At 71.3% G+C, this 13,844-nt stretch carries 11 protein-coding genes; 1 reads left to right on the forward strand and 10 read right to left on the reverse strand.

From position 1 onward, the window contains the following. Positions 1–215: 215 nt before the first annotated feature. The 4 genes from ACWCQS_RS36440 to ACWCQS_RS36455 are packed head-to-tail and all read right to left on the reverse strand — an operon-like array spanning position 216 to position 4,807. A complete protein-coding gene (locus tag ACWCQS_RS36440) occupies positions 216–1,580 on the reverse strand; it encodes a GH1 family beta-glucosidase (RefSeq protein WP_451008444.1) in 1,365 nt (454 codons plus the stop codon). Positions 1,581–1,618: 38 nt separating this feature from the next. Next, positions 1,619–2,458 (reverse strand): carbohydrate ABC transporter permease, encoded by an 840-nt coding sequence (locus ACWCQS_RS36445; protein WP_451008470.1) that lies wholly within the window; start codon positions 2,456–2,458, stop codon positions 1,619–1,621. Between the two features lie 34 nt (positions 2,459–2,492). Beyond that, positions 2,493–3,482: a carbohydrate ABC transporter permease gene (locus ACWCQS_RS36450; RefSeq protein WP_451008471.1), complete on the reverse strand. Its 990-nt coding sequence runs from the start codon at positions 3,480–3,482 to the stop codon at positions 2,493–2,495. Positions 3,483–3,490: 8 nt separating this feature from the next. Then, complete coding sequence (locus ACWCQS_RS36455) at positions 3,491–4,807, reverse strand: ABC transporter substrate-binding protein (protein ID WP_451008445.1); 1,317 nt, start codon at positions 4,805–4,807, stop codon at positions 3,491–3,493. A 182-nt stretch (positions 4,808–4,989) separates the two neighbouring features. On the opposite strand from ACWCQS_RS36455, the gene ACWCQS_RS36460 reads away from it, so the two are divergent. Continuing rightward, positions 4,990–6,378 (forward strand): ROK family protein, encoded by a 1,389-nt coding sequence (locus tag ACWCQS_RS36460; protein ID WP_451008446.1) that lies wholly within the window; start codon positions 4,990–4,992, stop codon positions 6,376–6,378. A 111-nt stretch (positions 6,379–6,489) separates the two neighbouring features. Here ACWCQS_RS36460 and fusA read toward each other — a convergent pair whose 3' ends face one another. The 6 genes from fusA to ACWCQS_RS36490 form a co-directional block, all read right to left on the reverse strand. Beyond that, positions 6,490–8,547 carry an elongation factor G gene (gene fusA, locus ACWCQS_RS36465; protein WP_451008447.1) on the reverse strand — a complete coding sequence of 686 codons (2,058 nt, stop codon included), beginning with the start codon at positions 8,545–8,547 and terminating at the stop codon, positions 6,490–6,492. 68 nt (positions 8,548–8,615) lie between these two features. Further along, positions 8,616–8,831: a hypothetical protein gene (locus tag ACWCQS_RS36470; RefSeq protein ID WP_451008448.1), complete on the reverse strand. Its 216-nt coding sequence runs from the start codon at positions 8,829–8,831 to the stop codon at positions 8,616–8,618. Between the two features lie 19 nt (positions 8,832–8,850). Then, entirely contained in the window at positions 8,851–9,798 is a 948-nt protein-coding gene (locus ACWCQS_RS36475) for a nucleotidyl transferase AbiEii/AbiGii toxin family protein (RefSeq protein WP_451008449.1), read from the reverse strand. Positions 9,799–9,898: 100 nt separating this feature from the next. After that, entirely contained in the window at positions 9,899–10,903 is a 1,005-nt protein-coding gene (locus ACWCQS_RS36480; protein WP_451008450.1) for a substrate-binding domain-containing protein, read from the reverse strand. A 63-nt stretch (positions 10,904–10,966) separates the two neighbouring features. After that, complete coding sequence (locus ACWCQS_RS36485; RefSeq protein ID WP_451008451.1) at positions 10,967–12,058, reverse strand: ABC transporter permease; 1,092 nt, start codon at positions 12,056–12,058, stop codon at positions 10,967–10,969. After that, entirely contained in the window at positions 12,055–13,644 is a 1,590-nt protein-coding gene (locus tag ACWCQS_RS36490) for a sugar ABC transporter ATP-binding protein (RefSeq protein ID WP_451008452.1), read from the reverse strand. The genes ACWCQS_RS36485 and ACWCQS_RS36490 overlap by 4 nt, the downstream gene beginning before the upstream one ends. Between the last annotated feature and the right edge of the window lie 200 nt (positions 13,645–13,844).

Below are 13,844 nucleotides of genomic sequence, written 5' to 3' on the forward strand. Positions count from 1 at the left end.
GCAGCGGGCGAGGCCGGCCTGGCGATGGCCCGGGCAGAAGCGCGCTTCGCACCGCCGGGTACGGGATCTTGGAACAGCCGACCAGCTATCCCTTCTGCTCCACCCGCACGGGTGGAGGGGTATTTCCGGTCCACGTGCATGACAGCGCAGAGGGCGATTGTGGGGCCGGTGGGCGCGGGCTCCCTTCCCGTGCCCACCGGCCGGCCGGGCCCGGCTCAGGCGGCCCGGCGTGCCTGGCCGCGGTGTACACGGACGATGTCCGCGTACCTGTGTCCGCTGCCCTTGATCGTGCGCACCTGGGTGCGGTAGTCGACGTGGACCAGGCCGAAGCGCTTGTCGTAGCCGTACGCCCACTCGAAGTTGTCCAGCAGGGACCAGGCGAAGTAGCCGGCGAGCGGGGCGCCCTTGCTCACGGCCGAGGCGCAGGCGGCGAGATGGCGCTCCAGGTAGTCCTGGCGTTCGGGGTCGTCGATGCTGCCGTCGGGGCGGACCACGTCCGGGAAGGCGGAACCGTTCTCGGTGACGTAGATCTTCCGGGCGCCGTACTCCTCGGTGAGCCGCAGCAGCAGCGTCTCGATGCCGCTCGCGTCGATCTCCCAGTCCATGCCGGTGCGCGCAACGCCCTCGCGGCGCACCGCGCGGACGTACGGCACCGGGCCGTCGGGGGCGTCGGCGATGTACGCGGGGAAGTAGTAGTTCAGGCCCAGCCAGTCCAGCGGGGCCGAGATCGTCGCCAAGTCGCCTGCTCGCAGCGGGGGTTCGACGCCGTACGTCTCAAGCATGTCGGCCGGGAACCCGCGGCCGTGCACCGGGTCGAGCCACCAGCGGTTGACATGGCCGTCGTGGCGGCGGGCGGCCGCGATGTCCTCGGGGCGGTCGGTGGCCGCGTGCACGGTGGAGAGGTTGTTGACGATGCCGACCTGGGCGCCGGGCGCCGCGGCGCGGATCGCCTGGGTGGCGAGGCCGTGGCCCAGCAGCAGGTGGGCGGATGCGCGGACGGCGGCGGTGAGGTCCGTCCAGCCGGGGGCCATCTTGCCCTCCAGGTGGCCGATCCAGGCCGAGCAGCTCGGCTCGTTGAGGGTGGCCCAGAGCTTGACCCGGTCGCCGAGGCGGGTGGCGACCGCCGAGGCGTACTCGGCGAGTGCGAAGGCGGTGTCCCGCTCGGGCCAGCCGCCGCGGTCCTGGAGGACCTGCGGCAGGTCCCAGTGGTAGAGGGTGACGGACGGGGTGATGCCGGCCTCCAGCAGGGCGTCCACCAACGCGTCGTAGAAGGCGAGGCCCTTGGGGTTGACGGCCCCCGTCCCGCCGGGGAGCACGCGTGGCCAGGCCACCGACAACCGGTAGGCGTTCAGGCCGAGTTGCCGCATCAGGCCGATGTCCTCGCGCCAGCGGTGGTAGTGGTCGCAGGCGGCGTCGCCGGTGTCGCCGTTCGCGGTCTTCCCCGGGGTGTGCGAGAAGGTGTCCCAGATCGAGGGCGTACGGCCGTCCTCGGCGACGGCTCCCTCGATCTGGTACGCCGCGGTGGCCGTGCCCCACAGGAAGTCGTGCGGGAGTGCGGCGAGGTCGATGCGTTCGGACACGGAAGTCCCTTCGGGATCAGGGGTGTTGGTCGCTCGGGTCACTTGACGGCGCCCGCCGTCAGACCGGCGACGAGATAGCGCTGCAGCAGCAGGAAGCCGGCCACCACGGGCACGCTGACGACCAGCGAGGCGGCCATGATCTGGTTCCAGTAGACGTCGTTGAGGGTGGAGTAGCCCTGGAGGCCGACGGCGAGGGTGCGAGTGGTGTCGTTGGTCATGACGGACGCGAAGAGCACCTCGCCCCACGCGGTCATGAAGGCGTAGACGGCGACCGCGACGATGCCGGGGACGGCGGCCGGTACGACGATCCTGAGCAGCGCGCCGAGCGGGCCGCAGCCGTCCACCAGCGCCGCCTCGTCCAGGTCGCGCGGCACCGAGTCGAAGTACCCGATCAGCATCCAGATGGAGAACGGGAGGGAGAAGGTCAGATACGTCAGGATCAGGCCGCCTCGGGAGCCGAACAGGGCGATGCCGGTGGCGTTGCCGATGTTGACGTAGATCAGGAACAGGGGGAGGAGGAAGAGGATGCCCGGGAACATCTGCGTCGACAGGACCGTCACGGTGAAGACGCGCTTGCCCCGGAAGTCGTAGCGGCTGACCGCGTACGCCGCGAACACCGCGATGACGACCGAGCAGATCGTCGCCGCGCCCGCCACGATCAGCGAGTTCATGAAGTACTTCGCGAGCGGGACCGTCGACCAGATGTCGATGTACGGGCGGATGGTCAGGCCGCTCGGCAGCCAGCGGAACTTGCCGGTCACGTCCGCGAGCGGCTTCAGGGAGCTGGAGACCATCACGTACACCGGGATCAGCACGAAACCGGTGAGCAGGGTGAGGAAGATCCGCCGGGACCAGATGAAGGAACGCGGCGGCGCCATCGGCGAGTTGCGCATCGGTGAGGCGAGGGGTGGGCTAGACATCGGCGGCCCTCCGTCCGCGCGAGGTGAACAGCAGGTAGACGCCCGTCACCAACAGCAGGAAGAGCAGCAGCAGAACGGACATGGCCGAACCGGTGCCGAAGTTCCAGGTGACGAAGGACGCCTGGTAGATGTGGACCGAGATGAGGTCGGCGGCCTCGGGGGCGGACTTGCCGAACAGCACGTACGGCGTGTTGAAGTCGTTGAACGTCCACAGGAAGAGCACCAGGATCAGCACCTGGTTGACCGGGCGCAGGGACGGCAGGGTGATGCGGCGGACCTGCTGCCACATCCCGGCGCCGTCCAGCGCGGCGGCCTCGTACAGCTCCCGGGGGATGTTCTGCAGCCCGGCCATGACGATGAGGAACGCGAACGGCCAGCCCTTCCACACCGACACGGTCAGCAGCGCGTAGAAGCTGTTGTCGCCGATGAGCCAGAAGGAAGGCTTGCCGGTGAGGTGCAGCTGGTCGTGCAGGACGTGGTTCACCAGGCCGTTGTCGTGCTGGAACATGAACACCCAGGTGATGACGGCCGCGTAGACCGGCAGGGCGTACGGCACCAGGAACAGGGCCCGGAGCAGTCCGCGGCCGCGGAAGGTGTCCTGCATGTAGATCGCGGCGGCGGTGCCGATCAGCCAGCACAGGCCGACCGACAGCAGGGTGAAGCCGACGGTGACGAAGAAGGAGTGCAGCAGCGCGTCCCCGACGGGCGCGCTGAAGTCCACCGACACCTTGTAGTTGCCGAGGCCGGACCAGGGCGCGGTGCTCCAGTCGCGGATGTAGAACTGGGTGAGCTCCTTGAAGCTCATCACGATGCCGATGACCATCGGCACCAGGTGGACGAGGAGTTCGAGCAGCAGGGCGGGCAGGAGCAGGAGGTACGGCAGGGACACGCGGCGGAGCCGCCCGGTGCGGCCGCGGGATTCGCGCTTCGCCGCACCGGACGGTGCCTGCGCCACCGGCTCCTTGTACGCGGTGGTCGTCATCTTCGTGCTCACGCCGCCGGCATCTGCTGCTGGGCCTTCTGCAGCGCGGCCTTGACCGAGTCGGTGGTCACCGCGCGCCCGGCGGCGGCGTCGGCGAACAGGTCCTTGACGGCCGTACCGACCGCCGTCTCGAACTGCGACTCGGACGCGACCTGCGGCAGGGCGGCCGCGCTGGTGGCGAGGGTGTTCTTCAGCACGGCGGTGGCGGGGGCGCCGAACGCGGCGTCCGCCTGCGCGGACTTGACCGGCGGGATGGAGCTGTAGGCCGTGTTGAGGATCTTCTGCTCGTCGTCGGAGGTCATGAACTTCACGAACTTGGTGGCGCCGTCCAGGTTGTGGGTGTTCTTGAAGACGGCGAGGTTGATGCCGGCGACCATCGAGTTCACCTGGGTGCCGGTGCCGGGGGTGCCGGAGATCACGGGGACGGGCGCGATGCCGTAGGCGTCCTCGCTCATGCCCTGGGACTTGAGGTTGGCGGAGGCGGACTGCCACAGCAGCATGGCCTGCTTGCCCTTGGCGAAGTCGCTGACGGACTGGTTCTGCGCGTACTCGGCGTCGCCGGCCGGTATGACCTTGTCCTTCGCCATGAGGTCGACGTAACTCTTGACCGCCTCGACCACCTTGGGGTTGGTGAAGTCGGGCTTGCCGTCGGCGGTGAAGAAGTCGGCTCCGTGCTGCTTGGCGAAGACGAAGACGTGGTGGATGTTCTCCGACAGGTTCGAGCCCTCGGCGCCGAGCGCGGACTTGCCCTTGGCCTGGATCTTCTTGCCGTCGGCAACCAACTCGGCCCAGGTGGCGGGCGGTTGCTTGATCCCGGCGTCGGCGAAGATCTTCTTGTTGTAGTAGAGGGCGTACGCCATCGAGTAGAGCGGGACCGCGGCCGGGTCCTTGCCCGCCGCACCGGTCGAGCCCAGCGCGGAGTCGACGAACCGGTCCTTGCCGCCGATCTTCGCGAAGTTCTTCGCGTCCCACGGCAGCAGCGCGCCGGTCGACTGCAGCGAGGCGCTCCAGGTGTTGCCGATGTTCAGCACGTCCGGGCCCTGACCCGAGGTGGTCGCGGTGAGGATCCGGTTGAGCAGGTCGGACCAGGGCACGACCTCCAGCTTCACCTTGATTCCGGTCTGCTTCTGGAACTTGTCGAGTTCGGGCTGGAGGACCTGCTTGTCGACGGCGATGCTGGCGCCCTGGTTGGAGGCCCAGTACGTCAGCGTCTTCGGCGAGTCGTTGGACCCGCCGCCGCTTGACGAGCCGCCTCCGCAGGCCGTGGCCGCGAGGACGAGAGACAGGGTGACGGCGCCTGTGGCCGCGGCTCGGATGCTGCGCATGGCTCCTGGTGTCCCTTTCCGGGAGTCGAGGACCCGAGGCTGCTCACGGGGGTCGACACCCGTTCGCCACCCGAAGCCCCCTCATGGCTTAATTTAGGACGTGAGTTAAACCTCAGGAGAAACGCTCGTCAAGAGATCCGGCAGCGGCAAACCGCCGAACGGTCCGGAAACAGGGAGGCCAGGTGGCAGCGGTGGGCGGCCGTACGGTGCGTGACCTGCGACGGGAGAGCCGGGGCGCCGTTCTGCAACGGTTGTATGTCGACGGGCCGATGAGCCGGCATGCGCTGGGCCCGGCGACCGGCCTGAGTTCAGGCTCCGTCAGCAACGTCGTGACCGGACTGCTCGCCGACGGCCTGGTGGAGGAGGCCGGCGCGGTCGACACGGACGCGGGCCGGCCGAGCCGCCTGCTGCGGATACGGCCGGACAGCGGGCGGCTGATCGGGGTGGACGTCGGCGAGACCCGGGTCCGGGTGGAGCTGCTCGACCTCGGCCTCGCCGAACTCGCCCGAGCCGAACGCCCGTTGGGGCCGCGCGGATACGACGTCGAGGCCGTCGTCGGCCATGTCGCCGACGGCATCGCGGACGTACTGCGCACGGCTGGGCTCGCATCCGGCGAACTGCTCGGCGTCGGCGTCGGCGTGCCCGGCATCGTCGAGGACGGCGGGCGGCGGGGCGCGGTCGTGTACGGCCAGACGGTCGGCTGGGACGCGGTACCGCTGGAACGGCTGCTGCGCGCCGCTGTCCCGCTTCCCTCGCACGTCCCGTACTTCATCGACAACGGCGCGAAGGCGCTGGGGCAGGCGGAGATGTGGTTCGGCGGCGGGCGCGGAGCCCGCAACGCGGTGGTGGTGCTGTTCGGTTCGGGTGTCGGCGCGTGCGTGGTCACCGAGGAGGCGGCGCGGGGGCGGGCGGTGGAGTGGGGGCATCTGACGGTACGGGTCGCGGGGCGCCGCTGCCGGTGCGGGGCACTCGGCTGCCTGGAAGCGTATGCGGGGGCGTCGGCGCTGGTGGCCCGCTGGCGGGAGGCGGGCGGCCGACCGTCGGCCGGGGCGGGCGAGGAGCAGGCGCTGACCGAACTGCTGGCCGCGGCCCGGCCGGGGGACGGCCGGACGGCCGCGGGCGGTCCTGGCGGCGGCCGGGCAGCCGCGGATCCCAACGGCGGCAACACCGCCGACCAGACAGCCACCGCCAACCCCCACGGCAGCCGAGAACCCGATCCCGTGGCCGCGGCCGTGCTCGCCGAGGCCGCCGAGTATCTCGGTGCGGGCCTGTCCGATCTGATCAACCTCTTCCAGCCCGAGCGGGTCCTGATCGGCGGCTGGGCCGGCCTGCAACTAGGCGGCGCCTTCCTGGAGCAGGTCCGCGCCCACGCCCTGGCCCGGGCCCTGCGGCACCCCGCGGGCCGGGTCCGCATCGAACTGGGCAAGCTGGGCCCCGACGCGGTCACCATCGGCGCTGCGGTCCTCCCCCTCGCGGCGTTCTTCAGCTCCGGCGGCCACCGCCCCCGCCCGGCGCCGCAGCAGCCGACGGGACCCGCTTGGCGGGCGGCGGTGGAGGGGAGGCTGGTGTGAGAGCCGGGGGTGGAGTGGCGTGGGCTTGCCACCCGCTTGCGTGGGACGTGTTCTCGGAGGAGGGGCCCGCACCACCCCACCGCATCGGCTGGTGGTGCGGGCCCCGCCCCGCTACCGGACCGGCACCGGTCGGGATGCCGGGGCGTAGCCGGTGGGGCGGGTCGTGAAGGTGCCGCGGCCCTGGGTGCGGCTGCGCAACCGCGTGGCGTAGCCGAACAGTTCGGCCAGTGGCACGGTCGCGGTCAGTACGGCCGCGCCGCCACGGGTCTCGGAGCCGCCGATCCGGCCACGCCGGGACACCAGGTCGCCGAGGACCGAGCCGACGGCGTCCTCCGGCACGGTCACCGTGACCTCGGCGACCGGTTCCAGGAGTGCCGTCGCGCAGGCGCGCAGGGCCTCGCGGAGGCCGAGCCGGCCGGCGGTGCGGAAGGCCGTGTCGGAGGAGTCCTTGACATGGGTCGAGCCGTCGGTGAGCGTGACCCGGAGCCCGGTCACCGGGTTCCCCGCCAGCGGACCCTCGGCGAGCGCGTCCCGGCAACCGGCCTCCACCGCGCGCACATACTCCTGCGGCACCGCTCCACCGACCACCGCGGAGCGGAACTCGAAGCCGGTGGCGCCGACTTCGGGGCCGAGCGGTTCCACATCGAGCACGACATGGGCGAACTGCCCGGCCCCGCCGTCCTGTTTGACGTGCCGGAACACAAACCCGGTCACGCCCTCGACGACCGTCTCGCGGTAGGCGACCCGCGGCCGGCCCACACTCACCTCCGGTCCCCCGTCCCGGCGGATCTTCTCCACCGCGACCTCCAGGTGGAGTTCGCCCATGCCGGACAGCACGGTCTGCCCGGTCTCGGCGTCGGTGCGCACCACCAGCGAGGGGTCCTCCTCGGCCAGCCGTGCCAGTGCCGTCGCCAGCCGGCCGGTGTCCGTGGCGCGGCGGGCCTCGACCGCGACGGACACCACCGGCTCGGCGGCCACCGGCGGTTCCAGGAGCAGCGGGGCGCCGGGCTCGCACAGCGTGGAGCCGACCCGAGCCGATTTCACACCGGCGAGCGCGACGATGTCACCCGCGACCGCCCGGTCCAGCTGGACGTGCCGGTCCGCCCTGACCCGCAGGATGCGCGCCACGCGCTCGGTGCGCCCGGTGCCCGGGTCCCACACGGTGTCTCCCTTCTCCATCGTGCCCGAGTACACGCGCACGTAGGCCAACCGCCCGGTGGCGCTCGCGCTCACCTTGAACACGAGCCCCGCGAACGGCACTTCGGGATCGGCGGCCCGCTCCTGACCGGCGCCCTCGTGGACACCACGCACGGCGGGGACGTCCAGCGGCGAGGGCAGATACGCCACCACCGCGTCCAGCAGCGGCTCGATACCGCGGTTGCGGTAGGCGGAGCCGCACAGGACGACCACGCCGTCCCCGGTGCGGGTGAGGTCGCGCAGCGCTCCCGCGAGCGTGTCGGCGCCGAGCGTCTCCCGGTCGCAGAACTCCTCCAGCGCGGCCGGGTGCAGCTCCGCGACCGTCTCCTCCAACGCCCGGCGCCGCCGTACCGCCTCCTCGGCCAGCGCCTCGGGCACGGGCCCCGCCACGGCCGTGCCCGCGCCGTCGGCCCAGACCAGCGAGCGCATCCGTACGAGGTCCACCACACCCGTGAACCCGTCCTCCGCGCCGATGGGGAGCTGGACGACGAGCGGTACGGGATGCAGCCGCTGCCGGATGGACGCCACGGCCCGGTCGAGATCGGCGCCCGCACGGTCCATCTTGTTGACGAACGCGATTCTCGGCACGCCGTGCCGGTCCGCCTGCCGCCAGACCGACTCGCTCTGCGGCTCGACCCCGGCGACGGCGTCGAACACGGCGACCGCCCCGTCCAGGACGCGCAGTGAGCGCTCGACCTCGTCGGCGAAGTCGACGTGGCCGGGGGTGTCGATGAGGTTGATGCGGTGCCCGTCCCAGGCGCAGGTGACGGCGGCGGCGAAGATGGTGATGCCGCGGTCGCGTTCCTGCGGGTCGAAGTCGGTGACGGTGGTGCCGTCGTGCACCTCGCCCCGCTTGTGGGTGGTGCCCGTCGCGTACAGGATCCGCTCGGTGACGGTGGTCTTGCCCGCGTCGACGTGGGCGAGGATGCCGAGGTTGCGGACGGCGGCGAGGGTGGTGAGGTTCGTGCGCACGGCCCAGGGCCTTTCTGGGGATCTGTGAGGATCGGAAAAGGGCAGCGCGATTACCCGTGCGTCCCAGCTCAGAAAGACGTCACGGGCGTCCGGTGCCGGCCGCGCAGCGGGCACCGGACGGTGCGGGACACGAGGATCACCTCGTACCGGGAACGGGGAGCGGCGACAGCGGTGCGTGCGGGCACGGCCGGGCTCCCCTCGGTGTCGGACGACAGGCGCCGCCGTACGGTGGTGGCGGCGCTCGGTACGGGATGACGGTACGAGAGGTAGGCGGCCGGGGGCATGTGATTTTCCGGTACGGCCTCAGGAGGGAGCCAGCACCCTGGCAAGTCGGCGCAGCCAGTCCTGCGCGCTTCCCCGGACGGCCGGGTGACGGTCCCGGAACGCGGCCCAGTCCACGTCCCAACGCAGCACCGCGGCCGGGTCGAGGGCGGTGTGCGGGTCCGCGGGGCCGGCGGCCCGGTCGAAGACCTTCCGCAGCAGGCGCGGTGGGAGCCGGGCGCCTTCCGCCTCGGCGAGGAGGACCGCGTCGTACAGGTCCTTGCCCTGTGCGCGCCCTCCGTCCCGGCTGTCGTTGTGCAGCCAGAGCAGCTTCCAGGCCAGGGACAGCTCGCGGCTCGCCGTGCGCACCGGGACGGGGCCACCGCCGTCGCCGCGTGGTATCAGAGTCCAGACAGGGGGTTCGGGCAGTGTCTCGTCGCGGGCGAAGTCCAGCCGCACCTCGCCGGAGGGCAGGCCGTCGGCGTGCCAGGGGATGAGCAGGCGCACGCCCGGTGTGTCGTAGGCGGCGTAGGTCCATGTGCCGTCGACGCGCGCCTTCTTTGCGTCGAGGAGGAGGCCGGGGGCGGCCTCCGGGTGCCGTGCCACGCGTTCGAGCAGGTCGGCGTACGGGGGTTCGGGCTCCACGGCGTCCTCCTCGGGGAGCCAGTGCAGCCCCTCGGGCGGGAGCAGCGGCCGCTGCCCGCCGGTGTCGAACTCCTCGTACGTCCACATCTCGTACCGCGCCGCGCCGTCGGCGGCCTCGGGCCACTGCTGCACGACGTCGAGCCGGTCGACGTACGGATACGGGTCCAGCAGGTCGACCCCGACGGCGTCCTCCAGCACCACCCAGTCCAGATCGGCCGGTTGGCGCGCCGCGTCCCCGACCCAGGCCGGCATCACCATGCTGCCGCGCAGGACCAGGTTCGCGCTCCAGGGAGCGTCCGCGATGAGGCCCAGCACATGATCGAGCGCCGCGCGTACTGCGTTCACGGGGCAGACCGTAGCGCCCGCCACTGACAACGGCGGGGCGGCAGACCAGGAACCCATGGCGGGCGCCATGGGTTCCTGGTGGTGTCCGGGGCGGACCGGCTCAGCCGAGCTTGGCGGACATGTCGTACTGCTGGTAGACGTCCGCGGCGTTGTCCTTGGTGATCCTGGTCGTCTGCAGGGTCTGCTTCTTGCCGACGGTCTTCCCGTGCACGATGGCCTCGGCGGTGGCCGCCGCCTCCTGCGCGCCGGTCGGGTAGATGAAGGTGGTGTACATCTGGCCGAGTTGGACGGCGCGGATGCCGCCGGTCGGGATGGCGAGGCCGTCGATGCCGACGAACTTGATGCCGTCGGCCTTTCCGGCGCCGCGGGCCGCGAGCACGGCGCCGAGGGCCATGTCGTCGTTCTCACCGTAGACGAGGTCGATCTTCTTGTTCTGGTCGAGCCAACGCTGCGTGATCGCGGTGGCGTTGGCCTTCAGCCACTTCGCCTCCTGGTGGTACACGATGTTGATGTTGTGTCCGGCGATGGCGTCTCTGAAGCCCTTGTCCCGGTCGATCTGCGGCTGGTCGGACAGGGTGCCCTGCAGCTCGGCCACGTTGCCGCCGTGCGGCAGGGCCTGCACCGCCGCCTCACCCGCCATCTTGCCGATCTTGTAGTTGTCGCCGCCGATGAAGGACGTGTAGCAGTCGGTGTTCACGGTGCGGTCCAGGACGATGACCGGGATGTGCGCGGAGCAGGCCTGCTGCACCGCGGCGGTCAGCGGGGCCGGCTCGTTGGGCGACAGGATCAGGACGTCGACCTTCTGCTGGATGAAGTTCTGCACCTGGCTCACCTGGGTCGCGCTGTCCTGGTGCGCGTCGGTGATGGGCAGCAGCTTGAGGTCCGGGTACTTCTTGACGAAGTACTGGAGCTGCGCGTTGAGCTGGGCGCGGTACGGCTCGGCGTTGTTGGACTGGGAGTAGCCGACCACGAACGTCTTCTTGCCGCTGTCCGAGCCGGCGGCGGCGGTCTCCGGCGCGTGGGCGGCGCAGGAGGTGAGGGCGGCGACGGTGGCGACCGCGCCGGCGACGGCCACAGCGGTGCGGCTCAGGGACACAGTGGACACAGCGGACTCCTTGCGTGGGTGAGGGTGAGGGTGAGCGGTGGTGCGGCGGGATGCGGGGAAGGGTCAGGCGCGGGCACGCAGGCGACGCAGCGGCTCGGTGAGCGGCTGGAGGAAGCCCGGGCGCTGCAGCACGACGGCCATGACGACGATGAGACCCTTGATGATCATCTGCATGTTGTCGCTGATCGCGTTGAGCCCGAGGATGTTGTCGAGCAGGGTGAGGATCAGCGCGCCGACGGCGGTGCCGGTGATGGTGCCCTTGCCGCCGGCCAGGCTGGTGCCGCCGATGACGGCCGCGGCGATGGCGTCCAGCTCGTAGGAGGTGCCGGCCAGCGGGTCGGCCGAGGCACTGTAGGCGGCGTCGATCGGACCGGCGAAGCCGGCCAGCAGCCCGCAGAGCGTGAAGACGACGATGATCACCAGGTTGACGTTGACGCCGGAGAGCCGGGCGGCGGTGGGGTTGCCGCCCACGGCGTACACATGCCGGCCGAACCGGGTCCTGGAGAGCAGCAGTTGGACCACGACACAAACCGCGACGAACGCGATCACCGGGTAGCCGATGCCCGCGATCAGGGTGTGGCCCGGAGTGCCCAGCGCGGCGAACGCGGCGGCCTTGGGCGTGAGATGGCCGTGGGGGTCGACCAACTGCACGCCGACGGCCACGTTGTTGCTCAGCTGCCGGTCGATGCCGCGCACCACCGAGAGCATGGCCAGGGTCATCACGAAGGACTGGATGCGCAGCCAGGTGGTGCCGATTCCGTTGAGGAAGCCGAAGAACGCACCCACCAGCGCACACAGGGGGACGATCGCCCAGGGCGAGAGGCCGTGGTGGACCAGCAGCATCGCCGCGGTCATGGAGCCGATGCCGAGCACCGAACCCACCGACAGATCGATACCCGCGGTGAGGATGACCAGGGTGACGCCGACCGCGAGGATGCCGCGGGAGGCGAAAGCGGTGACGGCGTTGGTGAGGTTGTCCTGGTTCCAGAAGACCTGGCCCTTGGTGATGATGCCGACGGCGACCACCAGCAGCAGTCCGATGTAGCTCTGCAGCGAGCCGAGGGCCGGCAGGGCCCGGGACAGACGCCCGCGCAGCGTCGGGACGTGCTCACCGGTCCCGGTGGCCGTCTCGGCCGGTGGGAGTGTCTTGCTCATTTCTCTGCCTCGTTCCCGTCCGCCGGTGGTCCGGCCACAACGTTCTGCCGTGCCATCGCCGCGGTGAGGATGGCTTCCTGGGTCGCGGCCGGCCCGTGGGCCGGGTCGCGATGGAACTCGCCGGTCAGCCGCCCCTCGCAGAGGACGATGATCCGGTCGCACATGCCGATCAGCTCCGGAAGCTCGGAGGAGACGGCGATGATCGCGGTGCCCTGGGCCGCGAGGGCGTCCATCAGGGCGTGGATCTCCGCCTTGGCCCCGACGTCGATGCCCCGCGTCGGCTCGTCGAGCAACAGCACCGAGGGCTCGGTGAGCAGGCACTTGGCCAGCACCACCTTCTGCTGGTTGCCGCCGGAGAGGGTGCCGACCACGGCGTCCAGGCTGTGCGTCTTGGTGCGCAGCTCCGCCACCTTGCCGGCCGCGGCCGCCTTCTCCCGGCGGGCGTCCACGGTGCGCCACGGCCTGAGATAGCGGTCGAGGGCGGCCAGGGTGGTGTTGAACCGTACGGTGTTGCCGGTCACCAGGCTCTGCGCCTTGCGGTCCTCGGCGACCAGGGCGATGCCCCGGCGGATCGCCGTACGCGGGGTGTGCGGGGTGTACGGGCGGTCGTTCAGCGTGATCTCGCCGCGCACCCGGTCGCCGGCCCCGAAGAGGGCCTCCAGCACCTCGCTGCGCCCGGCGCCCATCAGCCCGGCGACGCCGAGGATCTCCCCGGCCCGCACCTCGAAGCCGACCGAGTGCAGTGGCGTACGGGTACTGGCGGGCGCGGGAGTGGTCGTCAGGTCGTGCACGCGCAGCCGTACCGGGCCGTCGGACCGCTGCTCGGGGGCCCTGGGGAACAGCTCCCCCAACGGCCGTCCGACCATCAGCCGCACCAGCTCGGCGCGGTCGGTGCCGGCGATCGGGCGGTGGCCCGCGAAGGTGCCGTCGCGCAGCACGGTCGCCGAGTCCGCGATCTCCTCCAGCTCCTCCAGCCGGTGGGAGATGTAGATCAGCCCGACGCCGCGGGCCGCCAGCCGGCGGATGACGGAGAACAGCCGCTCCACCTCGGCCTCGGCGAGCGCGGACGTCGGCTCGTCCAGCACCAGGATCCGCAGGGTGCCGTTCAGCGCCTTGGCCACCTCGACGAGCTGCTGCTCGGCGATGCGGCAGTCGCGGACCAGCCGCCCCGGGGGCAGGGTGAGACCGAGGTCGGCCAGCAGTTCCGCGGTGCGGGCGTGCATCGCCGCACGGTCCAGCGTGCCGCGTGCGGTGCGCAGTTCGCGGCCGAGGAAGACGTTGTCGGACACGGACAGCTCGGGCACCAGGTTGAGCTCCTGGTGGATCATCGCGATGCCGTGCTGCTGGGCCTGCTTCGGTGAGTGGATCCGCGCCGGCTCGCCGTCGATCTCGATGCTGCCGTCGTAGTCGGCGTGCACCCCGGCGAGGATGTTCATCAGTGTCGACTTGCCGGCGCCGTTCTCGCCGAGTAGTGCCACCACCTCGCCGGGGTGGGCGGTCAGTTCGACGTCGCTGAGCGCCCGGACGCCCGGGAACTCCTTGCTGATGCCCCGCATTCGCAGCAGGGCGGGCGGCGCGCCGCTCATGCCGGGCCGTCCGTGTTCATCCGCACCATTGCGGACCTCCATGTTGCACAGGTGACGTAGTAGGAATGGATTTGGGGCATTCCCGGGCGGGCCGGGGACGCGTGTGTGCGAGCAGGACCGGGGCGGCCGACGAGTCCGTCAGGTGTCCGCGGGCCGGCGCGGCGCCGGCCCGGGCGCCGCCTCGTGGATCGCCGGCTCGG

It is taken from the genome of Streptomyces sp. NPDC002076 (assembly GCF_053593835.1).

Coding starts and splice junctions, on each gene's coding strand:
- ACWCQS_RS36445 (WP_451008470.1), bottom strand. CDS start 2,458: ATGGCGCCGCCGCGTTCCTTCATCTGGTCCCGGCGGATCTTCCTCACC.
- ACWCQS_RS36450 (WP_451008471.1), bottom strand. CDS start 3,482: ATGACGACCACCGCGTACAAGGAGCCGGTGGCGCAGGCACCGTCCGGT.
- ACWCQS_RS36455 (WP_451008445.1), bottom strand. CDS start 4,807: ATGCGCAGCATCCGAGCCGCGGCCACAGGCGCCGTCACCCTGTCTCTC.
- ACWCQS_RS36470 (WP_451008448.1), bottom strand. CDS start 8,831: ATGCCCCCGGCCGCCTACCTCTCGTACCGTCATCCCGTACCGAGCGCC.
- ACWCQS_RS36485 (WP_451008451.1), bottom strand. CDS start 12,058: ATGAGCAAGACACTCCCACCGGCCGAGACGGCCACCGGGACCGGTGAG.
- ACWCQS_RS36490 (WP_451008452.1), bottom strand. CDS start 13,644: ATGAGCGGCGCGCCGCCCGCCCTGCTGCGAATGCGGGGCATCAGCAAG.